The following is a 25,940-nucleotide window of genomic DNA, read 5'->3' as shown; positions in this document are numbered from 1 at the left end:
GGATTTTCCTTAATAGGTTATTTAAATTTATTTAAAAATAACCAAAATGGATAAAGACTATTTTTTATGGACTAAGCATACCAATTGTCACTAATAAAAAGAATCCATTTAAATTTAATTCATCAATAGGGCCATCAATTGTTGATTTAAATTCAATAATCCTGTGTTTATGTGCGCGTAAGCATTCTTTTTTGTTCTTTTACGCTACATTCTGTCTGTTTTATGAGCAATATTATGCGGTTTTTTTTATCAATCCTTAGAACGATAAATGATTTAATCAATTCCGTGACAGAGTTCAAATTGAAAGTTTGTAAAATGTTAATATTGTGATTTTTTTGTTCGTTAAGTGTAAGGGTGTTAATAATAGGTTGGCGTATTTAATTCAATAATATTAAGTATCTTGAAGATTCAACATTGTTATATCATCACATTAGTTTTACCTAATAGAATGGAGCACATTAAACATGTTACTCTGATGAATATGACGGTTAAGCGCTGCGAATAATGGTCGATAAATTAGGCTATTGAATATTATTCACATAACAGCTTAATTTGACTGATTTTTATCCAATGTGGAAAAAATAAGATGCACTCAATTTTTACAGAAGAAAACTTGCTCACTTATACAACAGCCGCTAAATTTGCGAGTTTTAGTAAAGCGGCAGAAGAATTGGGGATAACAACATCCGCGGTCAGTTATACAATCAAACGTATAGAAACCTATTTAGATGTGGCGTTATTTATTCGTGATACGCGAAATATGGAGCTAACGGAGGCTGGTTACTACTTTTATCGCAAAGCGACAGATTTGCTCAATAACTTTCATTTAATCAAAAAAAGTATTTACTCTATTGAGCAAGGGATTGAGGCAAGAGTGCGTATTTGTATTAACCAGCTATTGTATACCCCATACCACACCGCAAAATTGCTACAAATACTCAAAAAGCAATTTCCCACCTGCCAGATTACCGTGACGACTGAAGTATATAACGGGGTATGGGATGCAATTATCAATAATGTGTCGGATGTTGCGATAGGTGCTCCCGGAACTTTAATGGATGGCGGTGGGATCGATTATACTGAAATTGGTGCTATTCATTGGGAATTTGCCATTGCACCTACCCACCCTTTAGCGCTAATGCCAGAGCCGATCGCAGAAAGCCAATTACGTTTATATCCCAACATTATGGTGGAAGATACTGCGCATACTATTAATAAACGAGTTGGCTGGCTATTACATGGTCAAGAAGCTATCCAAGTTCCTGATTTTAATACTAAGTGCCAGTGTCAGATATTAGGGGAAGGGATTGGTTTTTTGCCTGATTATATGGCGAAAGAGCATGAAAAAAATGGCTTATTAGTCACGAAAAAAATTCAAAATCCAAGACAAGATTCCCATTTATTATTAGCGACACAGCATTCGGCTGTCGGGCTTGTCACTCAATGGATCCGAAAAGAATTTATGGATAACGGAATTTTAACTCATCTTTATAGTGATATTCTTAAACCGATTAGTTAGTTGTCTTCTAGTATGTAGGTTTGAAGCAGGGAGATATTATTCTTAAATCGTATAAAAAATTAAAAAATATATTCAACGTGAAAATCATTAAACTCTCAGCTAGTTAAATAATGAGTGATTTAGCTAGGCATAGAGAGTTTATTGAGAAGTTATGTGTAATTATAAAATAAACGTCATAATTATTTAAAGCGAAGCTATTTTATTATTGTCATTCATTCAATCATTGATAAGAGTAAGTTATACCAATCATTGATTTAGCGGTACCTGCTTTTATTGTTTCTTCAGGTTTTCGCACATAGCTAAATCCAAGATCAACGCTCACTGGGTTGTTTGCAGCCGCATTACCTGCACGGCGTATTAATTTTTTTTCTTGGCCCGGTATATCCGCAGCAGAACCATCTGGCCCGAATGATAGTTTTTGGCCTACTGGGTATGTAATAGCAAATCCAACGCCAGAAGCAGTGGATTCATCAGTTAATGACGATATCTGAGTTCTATTTGTTTTGTCAAATAAATCAACGACTGAAAAGTATACAGTAACATTAGGGTCACAAAGTAGCGAAAAAGTAGATTGTTTTGTACCTATAAGACTTGATGCGTCCGCATTTTCAATAGAACCAATAGGGATTTTATCCATCTCAATGAAGGCTTCCTTGCTGGTCGGAGTACAAGTATCTACAGAGCCATTAATTATTACCTGTTTTAATACTACATTTGTAATTTCTTGTGGAACACCACTTGGATCATAACAGGTATACCTAGAAATAACTTGCTGAGGAATAACAGTTTGGCCTACCAGTCTATCAGGACCTTTATAAATATAGGCAGCAGATGATAAAGGAATAGGATTATTAACCCTATCATCATTACCTTTAGACCCTTTCCAAGCAATCTTTCTTTGTGGTGCCAGAGAGATTAGATCCTGCCCTGGATATACTGGGGATAATTCAGCATTAAAAGAGCTAGATCCACCCTTAGGAACGATAGATAACCCTGAAATACCTGAATCATATAAATAAATTGTTGGATGAGATGGCGTTGCTTGATATGTATTTCCTGTCCATTTCAACGTTGGTTCATAACTAATACTAGCAAGTGTGTAATCTAACTCTCTACTATTACATAGTTTACCCGACCATAAACCTGAATTAGCAATAACAGTGCCATATGACGTTCTATCTGCCGGGCCAGAAATAAAAATATCATTAATATTGACATAAATTGAACTTTCTGTAATGGAATATGCTGATGGAAATTGAGAAAATAATAAAATGAACACTAATGATTTATTTTTAAATGATTTCATAATAATAACCTGATTTTAATTATAAGATAAATTTATTTTTTTAATTACATCATTGTAATCATTATAGATGTTAACCCATATGTTGCATTTATCCATTGCACTACAATTATCTAGTATTATCTTTTGTGCTGGTGAAATGTTTTTTATTTTTTCATTTTTATAATTTTCATTAATTGATGTTGAAATTGTAAATACAAAATTTGATTTATTTTCTAAATAAAAATCATTATTATACCTAATTATTTTTAATTTTGAATACTCATTTTCCGTTAATTTGTTATGTCTATAAATGACTTTGAAATGTGATCTTACAGCTAATGAAATGTTGCTGTTTCCATTATTTACTTCCGATTTTGGAATTGCAGTAATAGTTAAATCTAATAAACTATCTTGATTGCTGTTAATGACATCAGTAGGTATTATTGTTACTATATTACTACTATTTTTAGGGAGCATAAACAATGGTGGTGAAACAATGAAATTGTTATCACTAATATTACTTTTAATTAAATAATCATTTTCATTATCATTGATTATTTTTATATTAATAGATTTTTTTTCATTGTCTATTATAAACCGTGTTCCTACTATCGTTATTCCAGCTAAGCTAGTGGTAGAAACACATAAAAGTAATATAAAAGTTAATATTTTATTAATCATAAGTTAGCTCGAAATTGGCAATACTTATTATTTTTCCAGCAGAGTACTTATCACTCGTTTTTACATAGTAAGCATAAAATTTAAAAATATTACTTTGTAGGTTATGGTCAATAGTAATAGAATTTAAATTATTCTGGATATTTATATTGCTATTGTTACTGTCATATAAACCAATTGCAATTCCTTTTGCACCAGAATCGGTTTCGTTAAGATTTGCTAGTAAATTATTCATTACTAAATCAGATTCGCCAGTAAATTTAATATGTGCAGATGATAAATTATCAGGGCATGATTCTAATGATATTGAAAATGGAGTCTCAGTAAATGGCATACCGATTTTTTTTCCTCTTAAATCACCAGTGTCCAACTTTACTGAAAAGTTAGATGAACTACTAGAAATAGTGCAACTTCTTTCAATAACGTTAGCAGATATATTTATTTTAACTCGTTCACTATAACTTACATTTGAAATGAAAATAAGTAAAAAAAACAAGTTTATGATGACTTTATTCATAATATATATCCAGATAAAGTAATGAAGATGCATCACCAGAGCCAATATCTTTTTGAGTGGATTTGTATCTTAAATTAAATATCAAATCATACGTTTTACTATTTATGATTTCATTTAATGTTATTTTTGTATTTAAATTTATTTTTTGTTTGTTTTCATTTGCAATTTCAATAGCTAATCCACTAGCGGTTATATTTCTAGTATTATTAGGCTGGCCTAATACTTTTAATAAAGTAGAATCAAGCTCATCTGCTTCACCTGAAAACTGATACGACATATTATTAACATGACCAGTACAATTTTCTAAATGAATGGTCACTGGTTGAAATTCGCTCACAGATCCAATAGTTGTAAAATCTTTTGGATTTAAGTCATCAAACACAACATTTTTAATCAAGTCATTGCTCGAGACATTACAACTTTGTGTTAATATACCGCCATTAATATAAACAGTTACATCAGATGCAAAAGTATTAAAACTTAATAGAGTCGTGAATATAAGGCTACATATAGGCTTCATTTAATATATCCTGTTATTTGCAGACTGCATTGATTTTATTAATATTTTTCATTTCTGCGTTATCATCATAATTAATTGAAAAATCACAGGTTGTATCACTATTAATTTTTATGGAGTAACTTGAATTACTTTTAACGCCTGTTAGATAAACAGTACTATCATCGTTCGCTATTGATGTTGTTTGATCTGAATTATTAATAACTAATGTACCAAACTTAATAGGTTTTCCTTGATATGTAACTGATACTAAAAAGTTATATCCTCTACGGACATCAAAAACAACTTTACTAATAGCACCTCTAGTAGGTGCCACTTTTATTATTTTGCTATCAATATCATAACCTACACCAAAACTATCTGGTGATAGTCCGATATCATTATAATGATAGGCTGTTGCATAGGGAATAAGTGCATAACCATTATTACTAATAGTAATGTTATCACCATTTTTATCAATTTGGGCGCCTGCAGCACCTTTAGCTTCAATTAATATTGCAGTATCATTTGCTTCTCTTGAGAAAATAACTCCTCCGGAGTGAACCAATACTGCACCGGCCATACCATAATCAAATTCTGTTGATTTTGAAGAATACGTTGTTCCGGCATTAAATTCAGCAACATTAGCCTTATAACGTAAGTTTAAATTAGATTGCTCATTAACGTTATTGTTATTAACAGTTTGATATATATTGTAATTCAATCTATTATCTAATGCATTTCCATATAAGCTAGTTAAATTATTATATTTTGAATCTGTATATGTAGTGCTATTTGATAAGTACATTCTATTATTATCCATACCATTTGATAAAGGCATAGATAATGATAAGTAAAATATATTGTCAGTGTTTCCACTATAAGTATTTTTATTATAACTGGCGGAAACCATTATGTTATTTAACTCTTTAAATGTTTTATTCCAACCAATTTGTATGTTTTTAGATTTTGAGTCGGATCCCCAATATGAGTCTATATTACCCCATACATATAATTGACCTAAATCACCTAAGCTTTGTGCTACGTTAACTTGAAAGCTATTCTTTTTCCTTCCACTATAATAAGAATAATATGAAGGATCATTAATATCACTATTATGACTATTTCTATAGTTAGCTTCACTAAAAGTATAATAATCAGAGGTTGAATATCTATATCCAGTTAATTGGATATTAGTTCCCGTATCGCTAAATGATTTAGCAAATAATATTCTATAAGATTGCCCATTATAGGTGTTATTATCAATTTTAGCTTGAGCATAAATAGCATCTACTGATAATGCACCAAATCTTCCGATATCTTTACCTACTCCTAAACCTGTCGCAGTATATTCATTTGCAATTTGATAACCCGCGTATAGAGTAGTATCTAGCGCTAAACCTATTGCGAGTGATCCTTGAATAAATTTATTTTTTTTAGCAGAATCAATATCAAGTTGGCCTAACGATACAGAATAATTATAGCTGCCTTTACGAAGTAGATTTGGTAAAGATGAATAAGGTACAATATATTTAGTCACTGTACCTTCAGCAGAGGTTAATTCTACTTCATAATCACCGCTGGTGCCGACCGAGTTCAAGTTATCAATATTATAAGGGCCTGGATTTATATATTCTTGATATAGAATATTTCCATTCTGCTTAATTGTGATTTTTGAACGAGATTCAGCTATACCTTTAATTGTTGGACTATATCCTCTTTCGCTATCTGGTAGCATTTCATTAGCTGTAGCTAATGTAATTCCAATGTATGGATTTGAATCAAATAAGATAGAACCTAAAACATTTTGTCCAGCTATAAGAGTACTTTTGATTGAATTAAAATTTCTTGATATATAAGTGTTATTAGACTTAAAATCATGATTTGTAGTAGAACCCATTTTACTTTGGTTATAATATGAATTTGAAAATAACCGCCATGGACCAATATTTAATCTATTGGTTAAGTTTATGAATGAAGAAGAATAGTCATCCATATCTTTATTCTTTGAAAACGATCCATTAAATCTATAATTCATCATTAAAGCTGAAATTCCATCATCCCAATCACTTTCATTAGCCAATGTTGATCTTATTGATTTTAGATATATTTGAGGTATGGATAGCTTTAATGTTAATTTAGACAAATCGACATCATAGCTAAAATCATTGATATATTTACTAATGTCAATGCATTCATTTGAATCTTTAATTTCTGAATTGATTTTATTCTTTATATCATTAATGAATGGTATTGAGTCAATGATATTACTTGTAAAACATGCATTAACTTTTTTTTCTTCTTTATTTTCTATAAATTCTATATTGGTATTGCTGATGTAACTTTCACCGACATAAACATATAATAAGTATTTGCCAGGTGCAATATTATTCCCTGATGATATATAAGATAAATCTTCAATAGATGCAACATCTTCGCCTAAGAATAAAGGGTTGAAGTAATCTTGCGAATATGATTCATTTAAATTTAACAATAAACTTACGAGTAAAAGTTTTTTCATTGATCGCATAGAAATACTTCCAAAATTAATTATAATTTACATTGCTTATTTTTTATCTGAACACCATAATCATTAATGAAATTAAACGTTAATCCATTATTTTTTTCATTTGTATTTAAATATACACTTGTGTTGGGTGCTATGGTTTCAGCTTTAGATATTTCTTTTCCATTCATTGTTAATGAAACTAAATTCATATAAAATGGTGTTGGATTTTCAATTTTAACCTTGTTGTTTTCATAGCTGCATTTCAATTTTTCATATGATTCAAAAGAGCTTTCTTTAATTCCGCTAGGCCTAACAAATAGTTTGATTTTTGTTGTTGTTGATATTAATAATGCATTATCAATTTTTTGTTCTTCTTCTGATAAAGATGGAATAACTTTAGAGTTTAAATAATATAATTTCTCCTTATCAGTTGGTAAATTGTTTTTATCAGAAGAATATACAATATTCAATAGATTATCTGTATTTGATTTAATGACAAAAAGCGGCGGTGTTATTAAGAAATCTGATACTTTATTATCATTTTCATCAGAGATCCATGATTGAATAAGATAATTTCCAGTTTTATCTGTATTGTATATTTTTAAGGAAATTTGATTTTTATCCGTTGGATATATTAATCGAGTAGCGCCTAGTGATATGCCATCGGCATAAACTGTTTGGCAAGCTAATAATATAGTTAAAGCGAATGTAGTTTTTTTAAACATGAGCAAATACTCCGTGAAATAATGATTGGCCAAGCATGGCCAATCATTAAAAAATAAACTATTTAATTATTAGTTATAAGTTAGCATAAAGTTAGCAACAGATTGCACTTTACCTGCAGTAACATTAGTCGCTGTAGATTTATAATCCACAGATAATGGAATAGTTGTAGTTGTCGTTAAATTAACTTTTGAACTTAGTGCGCCAACTTCTAACTCAGTACCATCTGGATTAAATAATTGTAATGCTACATTACCTGCTGAACCTGCACCTGCTGTATTTGCTAATAAGCCTGGTTTTCCTTCAACAGTCTGGCCACTAAAGCTAATTTGAACTGATTTACGGGTATCTGTGTCACAATTAAGTAAGCTGATATCAAATGGTTTTTTTGCATTTGCTAATTGATCAGCTGCTTTAAATACTGATGTTTGAACTGTATCTAAAGTTACGAGTTTATCTGTGTCAGCACCAGAAACAGCACATGCGCCAGTAGTAACTTCACCATTAAATGTGATTTTTCCGCCGTTGACTGTAATTGGTTGCAATGGCTCATCAGCTGCAAAAGCTGATCCACAGATAATTGAAGATGCTACTAATGATAAAACAGCAAGTTTATTATTGATTTTCATATATATTCCTTAGTTTTTTAATATAATGTTTTACTTTAAAATAATCTTTTATAAAAACAATCATATGTATGTTTATAATTGCTCATATAATATGATTAAATATTTTCATACTTCATACTTCATACTTCATACTTCATACTTTTTAGTGCTTTTGATTAGTTCACTAGAAAAATGTTCCCAATTTATTCCAAACAGCTCTAGGTATTGATTAATTCGTCCTAATGTTAATTGTGTTTTTCCATTTTCATATCTAGAGACTTGCTGTTGGCTAACCTTTAATAATGTTGCCAATTCACCTTCCGTGATACCATGCTGCCTTCTTACCTTCTTTAAAAATGAAGATGCTGCATTATTTATAATATCATCTGTAAATTTCATTTTTATCACCAGAAAAATTATTAAACTATTAAATTAATTTCCTGTCGCCGGTAGAGAGATTATTAATCTAATTTATTATTTTAAAATAAACAAATCTAAGATATTTATAGATTACCCGTTTTACGAGTTTTCTTTGTGAGTAATGTGTTCTCTTACCTTAAAACATATAAATCCACCACCATTTCTTTGGTTACAAAAAAATAGAATGAAACAATACTTAACAAAATGAAATACTTTAAAGGTATTTTATTTTGGTCATAAAAGCAGTTTGTTAATCTGTATGACTTTAAGCTATTTCGACGTATCTTTTCTTTATTTACCAGTCTGTGTGGTATGGACGGAATTATTAATTAAATAATGAGAGAATAAAAGTAAATGAAGTGATTATTTAGGAGGGTATTATAAATATAACTATATGTATATATGGTTTTTTTGACATTCTGAAGATTTTATCGCTATTTCAGTATTAAATTTTATGACGTAGTTACAATGTTTAATGCTTTGATACAGGAATACACTAACACACGGGTTAATAATGATCTATATCAATTTATTTATTTACTTTTAATGACGATTTATTTTCTTATTAATCATTTTAAATACACGATTTAATTAATTAATATCAAAAATTTAACTGGATTAATCAAATTTTTACATTTTTAATACAATTAATAGTGATATTAAAAATGCAAAACCCCATTTGGTGGTATTTGCATACCTACAAAGTGGTAGTTTTATGTTTTTAAGTATAACGCAAACCACAGGCAATTAACATTAATTAATTATATTTAGTAGAGTGACGCTACATTGTATTTTATATTTAAAACTTATTTATGGCAAATTTTTTTGAACCTTACAGAATATAATTTTGAGTTAGCATATGTAGCTTGCGTGGTTTGTTGAAATTTAACTTATGCTATTTGAGTTGGCTAACATGATACTACAGTTTTTTTATTCATATTATTACTTGTTATTTGGGTAATTTAAGTGTTTTGTGCTGTGGTGATGCTTAAAGTAATGCCGTAACAATTTGAATTATAAGTAAATATATGTCTTTATTTAATTAAGTGAGATATTGCCAGTATGGTTGCTCAAGCGATATTCGCTCAAAATATCATCATACGAGGCTTCGTATGATGATATTGCAGAAAAATCGTTAGAGCTTAAAAAATTTGAACGTTTCTTCTATCTTCATTTTTTGGGCATCATGTCGTTCAAGGTTGTCCTATTCACAATAGCCAGTTGGCAATACAGAATTCGCAATCAGGCAATCAAGGGCAATTCAATACCAATTTTCATCCATATTGCTGTTGATTGCTCAGGTTCTAGTATCTTCAACAAACCATAGTTAGGATTATTATGATCATTTACTGCATGTGATTGTGGCTCTAAACAAATAAAGTTATGTTGCTGGTTACTAACTTCGTTATTTGCAAATTTAAATACTTGAAGAATAGGACAATCACTCGTTAAGGTGATATTGATTCCATTGTCATGTTGTAATGTTGCGGTTCCTGACCAATTGGTATATCCATTATTTATCCAAATGTTAGGTATTGTCCTTTGTTCGTTACAGCTAAAGGTATCGGGAATGGGGGTAATAAATTCAGTTGGTAAATGCTTACTATCTTCCAGCCATAAACCTGCCGCATTAAACTGGATTTTGGTATTTGGTAACACAGTAAAAAAAGGGTGTAATCCTAAGCCAAAAGGAAATCGGGTTTTACTTTTATTAGTGACAGACAATTCAATAAGTAACTCTTTATCTAATAGTTGGTAATTGATGGTTGCCTGATAATGGCATATGTCATTGATAACCGAGTTAACTTCAAAGGTTAGTTGGTTAATGCTTTGTTTTATGATTTCCCAATTTTGTATCCAGCCATTACCGTGTAAGAAAAAAAAGGCATCCAGTGCATGCTTCGGCCAGTGTAATTTTTGCTTTTCCCATATAAAACAGTTGCCTTTAATTCGGTTTGCAAAGGGCACAAGCGGAAACATCGCACTTTGACTTGCATTAAAATCAGCAGATAACTCGACGGGGCGTAATAGTGGAAATTTCGAGTCAACAGTTGATAATTCAATAATTGAAGCACCCAATTCAGATACCGTTAAAATAAGATCATGGTTCGCTATTGAGTAATTTTTCATTTTTGTTATACCTTTATCTATCAATGGCACTTAATTGCCTTTTCTCTACAGATTAAGCAAATTGTTTTATGCTGAAAAAAATCAACTCCGTTGGGCTTAATGTAAAACAAGTTCGCCTTCATAATCGCAAAGTCATTATGACTCTATTGTATAAAAATAAAGCGATGAGAAAATCGCAACTCGCTAATGCCGCAAAGCTAACGATTCCGGCAATTAGTAAAATTATTGCTGAATTACTGAGTGAAGGGCTTATCGCACATAAGATGAATGATAAGCCGATACGGGGTAATTCTGATGGTATTTATACTATTGCGGATAAGCCGTACGATATTCTTTGCCTTAGCGTCACACCAACACGCCTAGCCGGTATTGTGGTTGATGGGCATATTAATCAAAAGTTTGAGCCTTCCTATTGGACCATTATTCCCTCGACGGGGGCTGAATTGGTTGGAGAAATAGTTCTTTTTTACCAACAACAATATAAGCAAAATCAACAACGCTCGCTAAAATTAGTTATGGGGATCCATGGGCAGGTGGATACTCATACTGGAACATCACTGCATATGCCTCAAGCGCCTTGGCATGAAGCCATCGAATTTAAGTATTTACTTGAAAGTCGTTTAAATACGGAAGTCATTTTAGATAATGATTGTGTCATGCTAGCGTTAGCCGAAAAATGGCTTTCCTTGCAAGCACCTAATGATTTTTGTGTCATGAATATCGATTACGGTATTGGTTCATCATTCATCATTAATGATGAAATATACCGTGGTAAACAATTTGGTAGCGGGCAAATTGGTCATACGATAGTCACTCCCGATGGTAAAAAATGTGGCTGTGGTCGCTATGGTTGTTTGGAAACAATAGCGTCTTCTGAAGCTATGCTGACGGATATCCGTTCATTAGTGAAACATTCAGTTAATCAGCAACAGGAACTTGACCTTGATGCCTTAACGTTTCACGATTGTGTTCACCTTTACCATCAACAAGATAGCCGAGCCGTTAATGTTGCAGAACGTGCAGCCCGTATTATTGGTATCAGCCTTTATAATTTCTTACTAACGTTAAATATTAATCAAATCATTATTTACGGTAATACAACTCGATTAGGTACTGTTTGGTTAAATAAAATTACTGAGCAAATGTGTCTAAATCCATTTGAAAATCCTAATAATTTATACAATCAACGGATGTTAGTGAAATTTGGACAGCTTTCAGATATTGAGCGATTGATGGGAATTGGTTTCCTATTAGTCGAGCAAGAACTTGAGGCGGGTTAAAGTAGATTAACCCGCTGGTTGTTTTTATTTGTTACTGATTAAACGATTTTCTAGTTCTTCTAATGAAACACCTTTTGTTTCTGGTACGCGTTTGAATACAAATGCAAAACCAATTAAACAAATCACACCATATAATAAGAAACTACCGGATGCACCTAAATTGGCATTCAATAGTGGGAATGAATATGTTAATGCGAAACAAGCTATCCAAAGTGCTAAAGTTGCGACTGACATTGCAATGCCACGAATTCGGTTAGGGAATATTTCAGATAAAAGAACCCAAGTAACAGGCGCTAATGTCATTGCATAAACAGAAATTGCAGCGAGAACGAGTGCTAACACGGGTATACCTAATGTTCCTGTTGAATAGGCTAATGCAATCAAAATATAGATAATACATAGGCCCGCTGAACCGATTAACATTAATTTTCTACGGCCCAGTTTATCGACTAAAGGTAATGCCAATACAGTGAAAATAAGGTTAATAATCCCTGTTGCTACAATTGATTTTAATGTGTCATTAATATCAAAACCCGCTGAAGCAAATATTTCCTGTGCGTAATTAAAGATAACATTAATCCCGCACCATTGTTGGAAGATAGCTAGCACGATGCCAATCACCATGATAGGTCTAACATCTGCAGCAAAAATTGCGGAGAAAGGAACTTTAGCGGATTCTTGCCCCATTGATTGTTTGATCGCAGAGACTGTTTTATCTGCGTAGTGGGCATTTCCGATCTTTAATAATGTTTCGCGAGCTCTCGACTCTTTACCTACTTTAATTAACCAACGCGGTGATTCTGGCATAAATAGCATTAATACAAAGAAAATCACTGATGGAATGATTTGTGCAGCAAACATATAGCGCCAACCGGATTGCCCATTCCATGTTGTGGCGATTTCAGCCAGTGTACTACCTGTTGCAACAGGCTCAGCAATTAATAAATTGATGATTTGTGCAGCTAACACTCCGATAACGATAGTTAATTGGTTAACCGCAACAAAGCGACCACGCTGTTCACTTGGGCTAATTTCTGCAATATAAATAGGTGATAAGGCGGAAGCAATCCCAATTGCAATGCCACCTAGAATTCTAAACCAAATAAAATGGTCAAATGATGAGGTTATTGCAGTTCCTAGTGCGGAAATTCCAAATAATATTGCAGCGAGTATTAGCGGTAATTTACGACCATAACGATCAGAAAGTGTGCCTGATAAGATGGCACCAAGAATACAGCCGACTAAAGCGGAGCTCATCGCCCAGCCGATTAATGCGGGATCGGTAATATTAAAATAGGCTTCATAAAAAGGTTTTGCACCACCAATAACTACCCAGTCATAACCGAATAATAATCCACCACAAGCGGCAACTAGGCACATCACCCATATATTTCTCATCTTAAGCAGTTGGGCTGAAGAATTTGTCATTATAAATCCTCACTGTTTTATTTTTTTATTGCCATTGCTAAAAACAGGCTTAATGGCATTTCAAGTGATGCCAGTCTAATTAATCTATTTTTAGTTCTTTGACAATCACATCACACATAAAACTAAACAATGATTAGTATTATATTTTTAGCGTGCCATATTTTTTTCTTTAATTATTATTTATCAATGCATTAAATTTTTATTTTTATGCGCGAATAGGCATTCCGCTAAAAACACACTTTTTAAGTAAACTTAGTTCACTTTATAGAGTGAAGAGACTCACAGATCCTCCATTTTCCTTCTCGATATACTTCCATCAAATTATTGCTTCCTACCCAATAGAGTAGATGCACCTTACTTATATAGAAGGTATCTCTAAATATGTGTAATCGAGTTCTTAATAAAAAAATCATTGTAACAGGAGCCGCACAAGGAATTGGTGCCGCTATTGCAACGTTATACGCGAATCAAGGTGCTGATGTTTTACTTGCAGATATTCAATTAAATAAAGCTCAAATCCTCGCAGATGAGTTAAATCAAAAGACAGGGCGTCACTGTATTGCTGTTCAGGTCGATGTCAGCCAACAACATGATATTAGTACCATGATTGAAACTGCACTTTCAGTATTTGGTCGAATTGATGTTTTAGTAAATAACGCAGGAATTAATGTGTTTAATGATCCCGTTGCACTATCTACTGAGGAATGGAAGCGCTGTTTTTCTGTTGATTTAGAGGGCGTGTGGAATTGCTGTCAGGCGGTATTACCTCATATGTTAGACAAGCAATATGGCAACATCATTAATATTGCTTCCGTCCATGGACATAAAATCATTGCCAATTCATTTCCTTATCCTGTTGTAAAGCATGGACTAATTGGATTAACACGTGCGTTAGGGATCCAATATGCGGCTCAAGGGATTCGTGTTAACTCGATTTCCCCTGGATTGATAAAAACGCCAATTGCTGAAGATTATTTTAATAGCTGCGAAAACCCAGAGGAAGAAGAACGCCGGCAAACAGAAATTCTTCCATGCAAACGTATTGGTCGACCTGAAGAGGTCGCTTATACCGCATTATTTTTAGGTTCTGATGAAGCCGCATTTATCAATGCAACCGATATTCTCATTGATGGTGGTCGTTCTCAAGTTTACTGCGATTAACATAAGGAGGCGTCATGACCTTTATTATCGAAATGGCAGACTCTCATTGCTATACGTTGGGTGAGAGCCCGATTTGGTGTGAGAAAAATCAGCGTTTATTTTTTCTCGATATTATCGAGAAGAATCTGCTTATTTATGATCCGATAACGGGTTTGACACAAAATAGAGAATTACCTTATTTAACGAGTGCCATCACATTAACGACAGACCACCATAAATTACTACTTATCACAGTTAATGGTATTTATTTATATGACATTGCTAAAGATAGTTTAGAGCAAAAATTAGCTGAATATCCCGATATTCCTTGTGTGACTCGCCCTAATGAAGCGGCTATATCACCACAAGGAGAACTTTTTTTCGGCACTATGGGTTATTTAGAACCGGAAAAAATGGGTAATTGGTATAAATTTTGTCATGAAAAACAAATCGTTGAATTATGTGGTCAGCCTGTTGGCATATCAAACACGCTATGTTGGGTAAATCAAACATTATATTTTGCTGATTCAAAGCTGAATATTATCTACCAAAGCAATGATCAGATGAAAACACAGCAAATTTTTGCTCACGCGGAACGTGGTTCTCCTGACGGTTCCACCTTATGTGTTGAAAATAAACTGTGGAATGCCAGATGGGGAGCTTCTGAATTAGCAATTTATTCGTTAGGGAATCAAGCCACAACGCAGATTGATTATATTTCTCTACCGGCTATCAATCCCACCAGTTGCTGCTTTGGTGGGCAAGACCTGACAACTCTTTATATCACTACTGCTTCTTTAGGTTTAACCGTTGATGATAAATGGCAAGGTCGCGTGCTAGCAATTCCATTTGCAGGTAAAGGCAAATTTATGAATCGATTTAAATTATCAAATATAAATGGCATTAAAGGAATATCAGAATGACTATCAAATTTATTGCTATTGATTGGGGCTCAACTAATTTTCGCGCTTATCGTGTGGAAGAAGGTCAAAATACCGATGTTATTACCCTACCAATTGGTATTACACAATTAAAGCACCCTAATTTTGATCAATTACTCAGTGACGCACTATCTCCTTGGCATACGTGGATAGAGATATTTCAAGTTCCCATTATCCTCGCAGGTATGATTGGTAGTGATCGTGGTTGGGTTGATAGCGGTTATCAAATGTTGCCGCAGCCAATATCCGCAATAAAACGTGGTTGCATACAAATTAAATCATCCTTATCAACACCGATATATGTGCATTCAGGTTTAGCAATAAATACATTGAATTTCACCAATGTTATGAGGGGTGAAGAGGTTCAGCTATTAGGTGCGATTTCATTAACGAATGACGATTGCTATGTTTTCCCTGGCACGCACTCCAAATGGATTGAGCCAATCGATGGGCAGATCACGTCTTTCAATACCATCATGACTGGTGAGCTATATTATATTTTGATGCAACATAGCTTACTGGGGCAGTCAGTCCCTAAAGCTGTGTTGCCTGAAGGCTTTGCCCTTGGTTTGAAAGAGGGAACTTTAGCGGGTAGCGATATCATTTCTAAACTATTTATTGCACGATCAGCCCGAGTATTACATCAAATGCCAGCTGAAATGGTCGCAGGTTGGTTATCTGGTTTATTAATTGGTCACGAAGTTGCAACTCAATTAACACATTTTAAAAACGCCTCATCCTTTTCAATTATTGCCGCCCCAGCATTGGCAAAATTGTATCAACAGGCATTTCAATTAAATCATATCGAAACCACAGCGATCGATCCTGAACAAGGGATCCTTTATGGCTTCAGGAGCATCTACGATGAACTTTATTCCTAAAATTCCTTTAATTGCTATTTTACGTGGTATTACACCAAAAGAGGTCCTTGCTCATGCACAAGTGCTTGTTGATACGGGATTTGAAATGATTGAAGTACCGACTAATTCACCAAATTGGTTGGAAAGCATCCAATTATTGCAAAAAGAATGGGGCGATAGAATTCTCATTGGTGCTGGTACTGTTACACAACAGGCTTATCTTGATTCGCTGATTAATTGTGGTGGCAAGCTGATGGTTACGCCAAACACGAACCCAGATTTAATTCGCCAAGCGAAATTGGCCGGGTTACAAACCTATATTGGCGCTTTTACACCATCAGAAATTTATCAAGCCATTGATGCAGGCGCAGATGTCATTAAAATTTTTCCATGTGTTGGGATTGATATCGCTTATATCAAAGCTGTTCGTGCAATAGTGCCTAAACAGCAGGCGATCTATGCAGTTGGTGGTGTAACCACCCAAAATCTATATCAATTTATTGAAATGGGCTGCCAAGGCGCAGGTTTAGGTTCCGATCTTTATTGCGCTGGGCAATCAGTAGAAGCAACCAAAAAAGCTGCGGAAGATTTTGTTCGTGCTTGGTATGAGATTAATTAAATGAAAATTACCGCGCTACGACTTTACCATGTTGCTCCACGATGGCAATTTTTAGCCATCGATACGGATGAGGGCATCACTGGATGGGGAGAACCTGTACTAGAGGGGCAAGCAGAAACCGTTGCTACCGCGGTTAAGTCATTTGAATCTCTCCTTTTAGGGAAAAATCCACTTAATATCAATGCTATATGGCAAACTCTTTATGCTGGTGGATTTTATCGTGGTGGTCCGATTTTAATGTCTGCTATTTCCGGTATTGACCAAGCACTTTGGGATATTAAAGGAAAATATTTGTCTCAACCTGTTTATGAACTGCTAGGTGGTAAAGTTCGAGACAAAATGAAAACCTATACATGGGTTGGTGGCGATGATCCATCAGATGAAATTGCTCAAATAGAAACATTAGTTGAAGCAGGGTGGGATACATTTAAACTAAATGGTTGTGGAAAGTTGAAGTTTCTAGATTCACATCGGAGCATTGATGCTGTTGTTGAGCGTATTGCTGAAATACGTAGCCATTTTGGTAATAAAATTGATTTTGGTCTTGATTTTCATGGTCGTGTTTCCATGCCAATGGCTAAGGTTCTATTACATGAGCTCACTTCTTATCGGCCATTATTTATTGAAGAACCCGTACTTCCTGAGTTTTCTGGATACTATTCAACATTGTCTCAAAGTACGTCTATTCCGCTGGCAGCTGGTGAAAGAACCTTTTGCCGCCATGATGTAAAAACCATCTTAGAAGCTGGAGGATTGGCAATCCTTCAACCTGATATCTCGCATGCAGGTGGAATTACAGAAGGAATTAAAATCGCCAGTATGGCTGATTGTTATAATGTGGGTTTGGCACCACATTGCCCGTTGGGACCAATAGCTTTGTCTGCTTGTTTAACGGTTGATTTCATTTCACCGAATGCAGTATTGCAGGAGCAATCGATGGGAATTCATTACAATCAAGGTGCTGACCTTTTAGACTATATCTTAAATAAAGAGGACTTCATCATCACAGACGGTTATATCAAACCTTTAGATAAGCCTGGTCTAGGTGTGGTTATCGATGAAGATAAAGTTATAGATGCTGCTCGTATACCACCTAATTGGAAAAACCCTATTTGGTATCATGAAGATGGCTGTTTTGCAGAGTGGTGATTTTCCATCTTTCACAACAATAATCTGTTATTGATACGATTATTTACGGTAATGGCCAATCATCATTGGCCATATTTTTAATTCTTGGTTGACTATCAACTCCCGATGAGTAAGGTCGCCAGTACTCCTGTATTAAAATTCACCAAAAATATTATTAAGTAAATAAAATATTTTTATTCGCTTAATAATCAATATCCTTAACAAGAATATTGTAGTTTATATTTAATTCGGAATTAAATAATGGTGTAAATCTTTTTTCTTCTATTACTTAGCTAAGTAATTATTCTTATTTTAAACGTCTTTAAATATACCTTAATTTCTAACTGCTAAGTACGAAGCATGAGCGGAATAAATATTGATACTTACAGAATTGTAAAATTGTAAGTAATTATTAATATCAATATGAATTTTAAATGTTTTGTTTTCTGTATAAAAACCATCTTGTTATTTGAATTTATTGATAAATTTATTAACTGCTATGCTGCCTATAAAATAGGCATTAGTGTAATCAATGATAAAATATCTCATTGAAAAAATAGTATTATTTGATAAATGAAGTTCTAATGGAAATTATTTTGATACCAATTATTCGTTAATATATATTTTCATCTATAATAACTAAGGGATATTAAATATTATAATAAGTATTTATTATCTATGGTTAGTTTTGTTGATATGAAAAAAGATAGCAAATTTAGTTTTTGTTTTACAAAACGATAATCGACAAAAGATTGGTTATCGAAATAATAAAAATAAGTATAAAGGTGTATTTATGAGCAATAGCAATGTTGGACTCTCTCGACGGCACTTTTTGAAGTGTGCTGTCGTAGCGGGAATTTCAGTATATTTAGCCCCCTTATATAGCCGCGCTTTTGACGTGCTATTTGAAGAAAAAATCCTACAAGCCCCTGACTGGGATCCTGCCGATAAACGTATTAAATTCCGAATAGATGGTTATGCAAAAGTTCAAGGTGAAAAAGTGTTCGCGCGGGATATTCGAGCTCGCGACATTCCACACTGGCCAAAACAGCAAGGTCACGCATTTTTACTTCGAGTGACACAAGCCGATAAAATTTATGAAGGTTTTGACCTTAGCCGACTCAAAGATGGTTTGATGCCAGACCGTATTGTTACTGCGGAAGATTTGGAAAAGGATGGCGTTGCTTTTCCTGAATTTTACGGTGATGACTTATTATTGCCGACAGGAAAAACACCAGCCTATCTTGGCCAAGCTGTCGCTTTACTTATTTATCATGATTTCGCCAAATTTCGTTTTGCGAAAGAAACCTTAAAATTCCGTGATGATGTTATCAAATATGGTGCAGAAACAGGCCCGATCCAACGTGACCCATGGGGCAGCTATCGTGGAGTACGTATAGGCGGAGAAACACCGTTTACGCCGGATATCTACTCGAGTATGAAAGATATGCCGATTTCACCGATTGGCATGAAAAAACATCTCCCTATTTGGCCTGAAGGTAGAGAAGGTGGAAAGCTTGATGAAGAAGGTATGTATTATGCGGATGAGCTTGCAAAACAATTAGAAAACCCACCTGAAGATTGGTTGATAATTAAACGTAATTATTTTTCACAATCAATTGATACTTCAGCACTTGAACCGGATAATGCAAATGGTTGGTATGATGAAAAAACGCAGTCTTTCCATTTAGTCGTTCCGACACAGTCACCACAAGAAATATCAGGCTCTTTGCCTGAAATGCTCGCAAAATCGAAATTCCCGATTCAACGTATTTTCCTACATCCTTGCTTTACTGTGGGTTATGGTTCTAAAGATCATACACCATTTCCTTATTATGGTGCGATGGCAACCTTATATGGTGATGGTGTTCCAATCCGTTTAGCTAACGACCGCTATGAACAGTTCCAATCAACAATTAAACGGCATTCATTTGATATGGATTACACGCTTGCCGTCAATAAAAAAACACACATGATCGAAGCACTTTCCGCATCATTTATTGGTGATGGTGGCGGTCGCTGTAATTTTACACCTTCAGTTGTGATGGTTGGTGCGACAGGTGCTCAAGCCATTTATTATATTCCCCGTAGTGATTTATCTGCCGTTGGTATTGCATCAAGAGCAGTTGATGCAGGTTCTGCACGAGGTTATGGCACACTTCAAGCGATGGCGGCGACCGATATGATTATGGAAGAAGCTGCAAAATTACTGAATGCAGACCCTATCGAGTTTCGCCTTAAAAACCTGATGAAATCGGGAATGAAGAATACACAAGGTGCGATACCGGGAGGGGCTATTCGTGCAGATGAAGTTTTATCTCGCTGTGCTGAACATCCAATGTGGCAAGAGAGAGCTAAGCGCAAATCAGATTTTGAAGCTAAAAATGCAGGTAAATTGTTTGGTACGGGCATTTCTTGTGTTCAAAAAGACTTTGGTACAGGCGCAGAATCCTCTTTTGCGCGTGTAGAGCTGACGCCAGAAGGCAAGATTGCAATCTATCATAGTGGCGCTGAGATAGGGACAGGAATGTCAACATCACAGTCAGTTATTTGCGCAAAATGGCTCGGTAAGCCAGCGGAAGAAGCCCATTTTTCAGTTGTCGATTGGTCTATCTTACCGATGGTTTCAACGGGAAATCCGTTTGCCATGTCCCAAGATGAGCAAGATCGCTTAGCACAAAATCCACTCTGGACGCCTAACTATTGTTCTCCTGCCAGCGCCAGTAATTCTGCTTATTATTTCACCCATAGCACTGAAGAAGCGGCTCGTTTAGTCTTTGAATATGGTTTATGGCCAGCAGCTGTTTCAATTTGGAAAGAAGGGATTGGTGGTGGTCAATACACACCTCTTGTTGTCCGTCGTGAAGATGCACGCTGGGTTGATAAAGGGCTTACTGCCGATGGGTTAGAAGTTTTGAGCTTAGCGCGTTTAATCGAACGCACGTTTGAGATGGGCGGATTAACGGGAGCAGTTTGCCACGTATTTAACCGTTGGCAGTGGGCTGAGTCTGATTATCGAATTAATGATGAGACTCGCCGTTTACCTGTAGATGGGCTTTCATTACGTTTCGCGGGTAAAGAGTATCAAGTTTGGAAGCGAGAAAAAGCGTATTATCCTGATACACAAAGAAATAATGCGGGCGTGACCTATTATAGTGCAGTTGCCACTGTTTCTGAATTATCCATCGATAAAGCAACTGGGCACGTCGAACTCCTTGATCATCACAGTGTGGTTGAATGTGGCAATTTAATTGTGCCTCAACTGGTATCAGGACAAATTCAAGGAGGGCTGGCTATGGGTATCGGTCATGCTCTCCATGAATATTTACCTCTTTATGAAGATGGTCCGGGTAATGGAACGTGGAATTTCAATCGTTACCGCTTGCCATTAGCGAATGATGTTGCGGTCTGGAAACAGACGAGTGAGGTACTACCGGGCTTATCAGAAACCGACCCACCGAAAGGTGTGGCTGAGGTTGTGATGATCCCCGTCGTTTCATCTATCGTAAACGCAATTGCAGATGCAACCGGACATCATTTCTTGCGCCTGCCTGTTCGTCCAGAAGACATTTTAGAGGTATTACCATGAGCTTAAACTTTATCCCACTAACGGTAACCATTAATGGTCAACAATATGGGCCAATGGATGTTCCTGAAGGGCTCATGATGATTGATTTCTTACATGAATATGTTGACCTCACCGGCTCTCGCCTTGGTTGTGGGCAAGGAATTTGTCATGCTTGTGTGGTGATATTAGATCACCCATCAGGCACGAGTGAAGAAATCCGAGTTTGTATCACGGGCGCACATTTCTTCAATAACAAAAACATTCGAACCATTGAAGGGGCAGCCACCAAAGATAAAGAGGGTGAGGTGACATTATCGCCTGTGCAACAAGCCTTTGTTGAGCATTTTAGTTTCCAATGTGGCTATTGCACTCCAGGTTTTGTTAATGCAGCCACTATTTTTATCGAAGAATTGCAACGGAACCCTATCGCTCAAGAAGATTTGGAAGAGGCAATTAAAAAGGCACTCAATAACCACATTTGTCGCTGTACTGGTTATGTACGTTATTACGAAGCGGTACGTGATGTTGTCCTTAAAACGCCGGGCTTACTCAAGGAGGCTATAAAATGATTAAACGCATTTTATTGGGACTCATCGCGATTGCGATTATCGTGTGGGCTGTGCTTTATTGGTCTGAAAATCGAACACCAAGTGGCCCTGTACAAAAAGTGACGGCTTCTGCACAAGAGATTGAACATGGTCGCTACCTGACACTCGCAGGTGACTGCGCGGCCTGTCATACCAGCGCAGATGGTGCTCCTCTTGCGGGAGGATTTCCACTAGATACTCCTTTTGGCACTATTTATAGCAGTAACTTAACACCTTCTGCTGACTTTGGTATTGGTCGCTGGACAAAGGATGATTTCTATAAGGCATTAACTGAAGGGATCTCACCACCAAGTCGTCATCTTTATCCGGCCATGCCGTATACCTCATATAAAGGAATGACACGCGAGGATTCAGATGCGATTTATAGCTATTTGATGAGCCGTCCTGCGGTAGATGTTGCACCACCAGAAAACTCACTGCCTTTCCCATTGAATCAGCGTATGGCAATGATTGGTTGGAACCTACTGTTTTTCAATGATAAGCCTTTGCCAAATAGTTCTCAGGGAAGTTCTGAGGAGTGGCTTAGAGGGCGATATTTAGTCAATGTTATGGAGCACTGTGCTGAATGTCATACTCCTCGAGGTATCATGGGTGAAATGGAACTCGATAAGTTTATGCAAGGTGGTTCTTTGGGGCGTTTTACTGCACCCGATATTACGCCTGAAGCGCTTGCATCTAGAGGCTGGACAAAGGAAGATTTACAGCAATTTTTCATGACAGGTCTTGCTCCACAAGGTTCAGCGTACAGTGATATGCATCCGGTTATTTATCTAAGCTCACAGCATTTGACTCCAAAAGATAATCAGGCTATTGCCACCTATCTTATGGGTGATAATCCGCCGAAAACATCGCCACTTCAAATGGGTAACGGCAGTGCTGCAGGTCGGCAGTTGTATCTTGAATCTTGCTCAGGTTGTCACTCTTACGATGGCAGTGGTAAGCCAAATGTGGCTGTTGCGATGAAAGGGAATTCCACTCTACGAGATAAAGACAGTACTAACTTAATTAATGCGATTTTGGATGGTTTGCCTGAACAAGCATTTCCAAATAACCAGAATATGCAGAGTATGCCTGGTTTTGCTAATAAGCTAGATGACAAACAAATCGCAGAGTTGGCTAATTTTTTACGAGTTCAATGGGGTGGACAGCCAGCTGACATCAAGCCTGAACAAATAAAAGCACTGCGCAACCACTAAGTTAGAGCTGAGCGCCAAATAATTTGAGCGTTTAACGGTAATAAGCAAAGCTATCTTGGGGAACATAGAGAAATCACTATGTGAACCAAGGTAGCAGTATATCTCGTTACTGATGTGGCATACTCTCATGTTTTAAAAAATATTAATTTTGGCATTAGTCTTTGATTGAAAGTTTCAATTAAAGCTGCCCTAAATATAATCATATTAACTTTTGTTTTTGTAATAGAAAGTTCATTATTTTAGTACTATATCAAGGATTATTAGTTAAAAATTATATGTATTTTATACTCGGTATTATATAGACTATATTGAATTTATTTTCTCAATAATAAATTTAGTGTTAACGTTTTTAAATTACGTTAGTTTTAATAATGTGGAAAATTTAATTAAATTATCAATTTACTTTACGTCTGTTTTTTATGGGAGAATAATTCAATAAAATCATCTTGTTGAATGTTATTTGAAGTTGATGCAGGTAAATATCTCTCTTTTCCATCAAGTGTAAAATACCCCAGTGATACCATTTCTCGAAATTCCTCAATTTCAGACTCAAGGGCTTTATTTTTGTTATCTAAATGAATGATCAATGCGGCTAACATAGAGTCATTTATTTCTTTTTTACTTACTAATTGGTGCCATTGATTATTTCGTTCATAGAAATCATTTATTAATTCATTTTGTATTGAATTTTTTTGTACAAGTTCAGAGCAGAGAATAAATAATGAATTTGTATCGATGCTAGCAACGCATTGATTTTTTTTCTGTATTTAATTCTGCTTGCAGCTTAAGATATTTCGCAATGTCTAAAGTTTTTCTTTTCATATTGCTCGTTAAGAATGTTAAATTTTTATTGATAGCTATTATATAATAATTTAAATTGTAGATTTTTATTGTTGAATGATAATCTATCATATTTTATTTTAAATTAAATAATTTTTATTTTATTTAATTGAATTGTTTTTTTTAATATAAAACTCAATAGTATATGACTTAACCAAATGATTTAGTGTGGGTTTGCCATCTAAATAATAAGGTTATTTGTGCTGAACATAAGTATAAAAATAAAATGAGTAATTTACTGCGGGTTTTAATATGAATATATTAACAATATTTTTAAAATATTAAGAAGTAACTAAACGATAAATAGATTATTTATTATAACTTATCTATCTAAAGGGGAAGGAAATCATTGTTTTTTGATATTAATGGCATAGATAGACAGGAACAATGATGTTTATACAGTAGGGAAAGTACCCGCGATTAACAAACGTTGATATGTTAATCGCGATTGAATGACATACAGAATTATTGATTAATGTTCACTAACTGTTTGTGTAACCACGTCGAGCGCTTTATTAATGGCATCTGGTATGACTGCGCCATGGCCTTTATCTGGGTAGAGTGTGAATTTACAAGTACGACCATGATTTTCGATCTCTGTGCAAATCTGGCGTGTTTTTATCCAACTGCTACGTGTTTGATAATTTTTAACTTGTTCATCTGTCAGACGTGATAAATCAGCCTTCTCTTCTAAGCCGCCTAGGGTGATATACAAAGGTGAGGCCATCTGCTTATTGGTCAGCTTAGTTAAATCGACCATCTCACCTTTTCCCCACCATAATGAAGGGCTAGCAGCAACAAAGGATTGGAATGCAGTTGGGTTATTTTGATAGGCCATCAATGTAAATAATCCACCAAATGAGTGACCAAATAATGTTTGTTTTTGCTTATCGAATGCAAATTGTTGTTCTGCCCATGGACGAATTTGACTATTAAGAAACTGATACAGCTCATCAAAGCCACCACCATGCTCAAATTCAGTACCGGATACGCGAGGTGTATAATCATAATCACGCAATTTTTTAGGAAAAGCTTCATCTATTGGGTAACCAATACCAATAATAATCGGCAGATTATCGGCTGAGAGTTTTTGCACCGCGTGGTTAACCATTAATGGAAATAACCCATTACCGTCAAGCATATATAACACGGGCCTTGATGTGCCCGCAGAGTGAGGAACCGCACTAAAAATTCGATAACTTCGCTCACCAGTTGAGCTATTTTTATTTTTTATATCATGATGCTGGATATCATAAAATTGGCTAACTTCCTCGTTCAATACAGGAATAGTTTGTGAAGGACGAGCAAAAGCAGTCGTTAATGTCATGGATAGCAACAAGCTAGAAAATAAGAGTTTATTTATCATAATTTCATCATAGTGCAGTTAGTATTAATAAAAAGCGGATAAACAGCGATTGGTTGTAATGTTTATCCGCAAATTTTTATA

Annotated in this window: 22 protein-coding genes; 10 read left to right on the top strand and 12 right to left on the bottom strand. The window is 35.0% G+C overall.

The window, feature by feature from the left end:
- The first annotated feature begins 586 nt into the window (after nt 1–586).
- Nucleotides 587–1,519: a LysR substrate-binding domain-containing protein gene (locus tag OOA_RS15480; protein WP_008913105.1), complete on the top strand. Its 933-nt coding sequence runs from the start codon at nt 587–589 to the stop codon at nt 1,517–1,519.
- Nucleotides 1,520–1,739: 220 nt separating this feature from the next.
- Here the strand turns inward: OOA_RS15480 and OOA_RS15475 are convergent, their stop codons facing one another.
- The 9 genes from OOA_RS15475 to OOA_RS15435 form a co-directional block, all read right to left on the bottom strand.
- Nucleotides 1,740–2,825, bottom strand: coding sequence for a fimbrial protein (locus OOA_RS15475; protein ID WP_008913104.1), 1,086 nt, complete (start codon nt 2,823–2,825; stop codon nt 1,740–1,742).
- Nucleotides 2,826–2,840: 15 nt separating this feature from the next.
- Nucleotides 2,841–3,485, bottom strand: coding sequence for a fimbrial biogenesis chaperone (locus OOA_RS15470; protein WP_008913103.1), 645 nt, complete (start codon nt 3,483–3,485; stop codon nt 2,841–2,843).
- Nucleotides 3,478–3,999, bottom strand: a complete 522-nt coding sequence (locus OOA_RS15465) for a fimbrial protein (protein ID WP_008913102.1) — start codon at nt 3,997–3,999, stop codon at nt 3,478–3,480. Before OOA_RS15465 ends, OOA_RS15470 begins: the two co-directional genes overlap by 8 nt.
- Nucleotides 3,992–4,519 carry a fimbrial protein gene (locus tag OOA_RS15460; RefSeq protein WP_008913101.1) on the bottom strand — a complete coding sequence of 176 codons (528 nt, stop codon included), beginning with the start codon at nt 4,517–4,519 and terminating at the stop codon, nt 3,992–3,994. Before OOA_RS15460 ends, OOA_RS15465 begins: the two co-directional genes overlap by 8 nt.
- 13 nt (nt 4,520–4,532) lie before the next feature.
- Nucleotides 4,533–7,025 carry a fimbria/pilus outer membrane usher protein gene (locus OOA_RS15455; protein WP_008913100.1) on the bottom strand — a complete coding sequence of 831 codons (2,493 nt, stop codon included), beginning with the start codon at nt 7,023–7,025 and terminating at the stop codon, nt 4,533–4,535.
- Between the two features lie 20 nt (nt 7,026–7,045).
- Nucleotides 7,046–7,729, bottom strand: coding sequence for a fimbrial biogenesis chaperone (locus tag OOA_RS15450; protein ID WP_008913099.1), 684 nt, complete (start codon nt 7,727–7,729; stop codon nt 7,046–7,048).
- A 69-nt stretch (nt 7,730–7,798) separates the two neighbouring features.
- Nucleotides 7,799–8,356, bottom strand: a complete 558-nt coding sequence (locus OOA_RS15445) for a fimbrial protein (RefSeq protein ID WP_008913098.1) — start codon at nt 8,354–8,356, stop codon at nt 7,799–7,801.
- Nucleotides 8,357–8,482: 126 nt separating this feature from the next.
- Nucleotides 8,483–8,734 (bottom strand): helix-turn-helix domain-containing protein, encoded by a 252-nt coding sequence (locus OOA_RS15440; RefSeq protein ID WP_008913097.1) that lies wholly within the window; start codon nt 8,732–8,734, stop codon nt 8,483–8,485.
- Nucleotides 8,735–9,997: 1,263 nt separating this feature from the next.
- Nucleotides 9,998–10,885 (bottom strand): aldose 1-epimerase, encoded by an 888-nt coding sequence (locus tag OOA_RS15435; protein ID WP_008913096.1) that lies wholly within the window; start codon nt 10,883–10,885, stop codon nt 9,998–10,000.
- A gap of 68 nt (nt 10,886–10,953) precedes the next feature.
- Between OOA_RS15435 and OOA_RS15430 the strand changes: the two genes are divergently transcribed.
- Nucleotides 10,954–12,165, top strand: coding sequence for an ROK family transcriptional regulator (locus OOA_RS15430; protein ID WP_008913095.1), 1,212 nt, complete (start codon nt 10,954–10,956; stop codon nt 12,163–12,165).
- A 24-nt stretch (nt 12,166–12,189) separates the two neighbouring features.
- On the opposite strand, the gene OOA_RS15425 is transcribed toward OOA_RS15430, so the two are convergent.
- Nucleotides 12,190–13,593 (bottom strand): sugar porter family MFS transporter, encoded by a 1,404-nt coding sequence (locus OOA_RS15425; RefSeq protein WP_008913094.1) that lies wholly within the window; start codon nt 13,591–13,593, stop codon nt 12,190–12,192.
- A 381-nt stretch (nt 13,594–13,974) separates the two neighbouring features.
- On the opposite strand from OOA_RS15425, the gene OOA_RS15420 reads away from it, so the two are divergent.
- From OOA_RS15420 to OOA_RS15385, 8 genes are all read left to right on the top strand, one after another.
- A complete protein-coding gene (locus tag OOA_RS15420; RefSeq protein ID WP_008913093.1) occupies nt 13,975–14,754 on the top strand; it encodes an SDR family oxidoreductase in 780 nt (259 codons plus the stop codon).
- 14 nt (nt 14,755–14,768) lie between these two features.
- Nucleotides 14,769–15,656, top strand: coding sequence for an SMP-30/gluconolactonase/LRE family protein (locus OOA_RS15415; RefSeq protein ID WP_008913092.1), 888 nt, complete (start codon nt 14,769–14,771; stop codon nt 15,654–15,656).
- Complete coding sequence (locus OOA_RS15410; protein WP_008913091.1) at nt 15,653–16,555, top strand: 2-dehydro-3-deoxygalactonokinase; 903 nt, start codon at nt 15,653–15,655, stop codon at nt 16,553–16,555. Before OOA_RS15415 ends, OOA_RS15410 begins: the two co-directional genes overlap by 4 nt.
- Nucleotides 16,539–17,153 carry a 2-dehydro-3-deoxy-6-phosphogalactonate aldolase gene (locus tag OOA_RS20520; RefSeq protein WP_008913090.1) on the top strand — a complete coding sequence of 205 codons (615 nt, stop codon included), beginning with the start codon at nt 16,539–16,541 and terminating at the stop codon, nt 17,151–17,153. The genes OOA_RS15410 and OOA_RS20520 overlap by 17 nt, the downstream gene beginning before the upstream one ends.
- Nucleotides 17,154–18,302: a galactonate dehydratase gene (dgoD, locus tag OOA_RS15400; protein WP_008913089.1), complete on the top strand. Its 1,149-nt coding sequence runs from the start codon at nt 17,154–17,156 to the stop codon at nt 18,300–18,302.
- 772 nt (nt 18,303–19,074) lie between these two features.
- The gene (locus OOA_RS15395; protein ID WP_008913088.1) at nt 19,075–21,870 is read left to right on the top strand and encodes a xanthine dehydrogenase family protein molybdopterin-binding subunit; all 2,796 of its coding nucleotides are present in this window, start codon (nt 19,075–19,077) and stop codon (nt 21,868–21,870) included.
- Nucleotides 21,867–22,418, top strand: a complete 552-nt coding sequence (locus OOA_RS15390) for a (2Fe-2S)-binding protein (protein ID WP_008913087.1) — start codon at nt 21,867–21,869, stop codon at nt 22,416–22,418. The genes OOA_RS15395 and OOA_RS15390 overlap by 4 nt, the downstream gene beginning before the upstream one ends.
- On the top strand, nt 22,415–23,653 hold the full coding sequence (locus OOA_RS15385; RefSeq protein ID WP_008913086.1) for a c-type cytochrome: 1,239 nt from the start codon (nt 22,415–22,417) through the stop codon (nt 23,651–23,653). Before OOA_RS15390 ends, OOA_RS15385 begins: the two co-directional genes overlap by 4 nt.
- A 404-nt stretch (nt 23,654–24,057) precedes the next feature.
- Here OOA_RS15385 and OOA_RS15380 read toward each other — a convergent pair whose 3' ends face one another.
- Both OOA_RS15380 and OOA_RS15375 read right to left on the bottom strand, forming a co-directional pair.
- Entirely contained in the window at nt 24,058–24,252 is a 195-nt protein-coding gene (locus OOA_RS15380) for a hypothetical protein (protein WP_008913085.1), read from the bottom strand.
- 713 nt (nt 24,253–24,965) lie between these two features.
- On the bottom strand, nt 24,966–25,859 hold the full coding sequence (locus OOA_RS15375; RefSeq protein WP_008913084.1) for an alpha/beta hydrolase: 894 nt from the start codon (nt 25,857–25,859) through the stop codon (nt 24,966–24,968).
- Nucleotides 25,860–25,940: the final 81 nt, after the last annotated feature.

The organism is Providencia burhodogranariea DSM 19968 (genome assembly GCF_000314855.2).
GTDB lineage: Bacteria > Pseudomonadota > Gammaproteobacteria > Enterobacterales > Enterobacteriaceae > Providencia > Providencia burhodogranariea.
This window is presented reverse-complemented; position numbering and strand designations above follow the sequence as displayed.

Coding starts and splice junctions, on each gene's coding strand:
- OOA_RS15480 (WP_008913105.1), top strand. CDS start 587: ATGCACTCAATTTTTACAGAAGAAAACTTGCTCACTTATACAACAGCC.
- OOA_RS15475 (WP_008913104.1), bottom strand. CDS start 2,825: ATGAAATCATTTAAAAATAAATCATTAGTGTTCATTTTATTATTTTCT.
- OOA_RS15470 (WP_008913103.1), bottom strand. CDS start 3,485: ATGATTAATAAAATATTAACTTTTATATTACTTTTATGTGTTTCTACC.
- OOA_RS15465 (WP_008913102.1), bottom strand. CDS start 3,999: ATGAATAAAGTCATCATAAACTTGTTTTTTTTACTTATTTTCATTTCA.
- OOA_RS15460 (WP_008913101.1), bottom strand. CDS start 4,519: ATGAAGCCTATATGTAGCCTTATATTCACGACTCTATTAAGTTTTAAT.
- OOA_RS15455 (WP_008913100.1), bottom strand. CDS start 7,025: ATGCGATCAATGAAAAAACTTTTACTCGTAAGTTTATTGTTAAATTTA.
- OOA_RS15450 (WP_008913099.1), bottom strand. CDS start 7,729: ATGTTTAAAAAAACTACATTCGCTTTAACTATATTATTAGCTTGCCAA.
- OOA_RS15445 (WP_008913098.1), bottom strand. CDS start 8,356: ATGAAAATCAATAATAAACTTGCTGTTTTATCATTAGTAGCATCTTCA.
- OOA_RS15440 (WP_008913097.1), bottom strand. CDS start 8,734: ATGAAATTTACAGATGATATTATAAATAATGCAGCATCTTCATTTTTA.
- OOA_RS15435 (WP_008913096.1), bottom strand. CDS start 10,885: ATGAAAAATTACTCAATAGCGAACCATGATCTTATTTTAACGGTATCT.
- OOA_RS15430 (WP_008913095.1), top strand. CDS start 10,954: ATGCTGAAAAAAATCAACTCCGTTGGGCTTAATGTAAAACAAGTTCGC.
- OOA_RS15425 (WP_008913094.1), bottom strand. CDS start 13,593: ATGACAAATTCTTCAGCCCAACTGCTTAAGATGAGAAATATATGGGTG.
- OOA_RS15420 (WP_008913093.1), top strand. CDS start 13,975: ATGTGTAATCGAGTTCTTAATAAAAAAATCATTGTAACAGGAGCCGCA.
- OOA_RS15415 (WP_008913092.1), top strand. CDS start 14,769: ATGACCTTTATTATCGAAATGGCAGACTCTCATTGCTATACGTTGGGT.
- OOA_RS15410 (WP_008913091.1), top strand. CDS start 15,653: ATGACTATCAAATTTATTGCTATTGATTGGGGCTCAACTAATTTTCGC.
- OOA_RS20520 (WP_008913090.1), top strand. CDS start 16,539: ATGAACTTTATTCCTAAAATTCCTTTAATTGCTATTTTACGTGGTATT.
- dgoD (WP_008913089.1), top strand. CDS start 17,154: ATGAAAATTACCGCGCTACGACTTTACCATGTTGCTCCACGATGGCAA.
- OOA_RS15395 (WP_008913088.1), top strand. CDS start 19,075: ATGAGCAATAGCAATGTTGGACTCTCTCGACGGCACTTTTTGAAGTGT.
- OOA_RS15390 (WP_008913087.1), top strand. CDS start 21,867: ATGAGCTTAAACTTTATCCCACTAACGGTAACCATTAATGGTCAACAA.
- OOA_RS15385 (WP_008913086.1), top strand. CDS start 22,415: ATGATTAAACGCATTTTATTGGGACTCATCGCGATTGCGATTATCGTG.
- OOA_RS15380 (WP_008913085.1), bottom strand. CDS start 24,252: ATGTTAGCCGCATTGATCATTCATTTAGATAACAAAAATAAAGCCCTT.
- OOA_RS15375 (WP_008913084.1), bottom strand. CDS start 25,859: ATGATAAATAAACTCTTATTTTCTAGCTTGTTGCTATCCATGACATTA.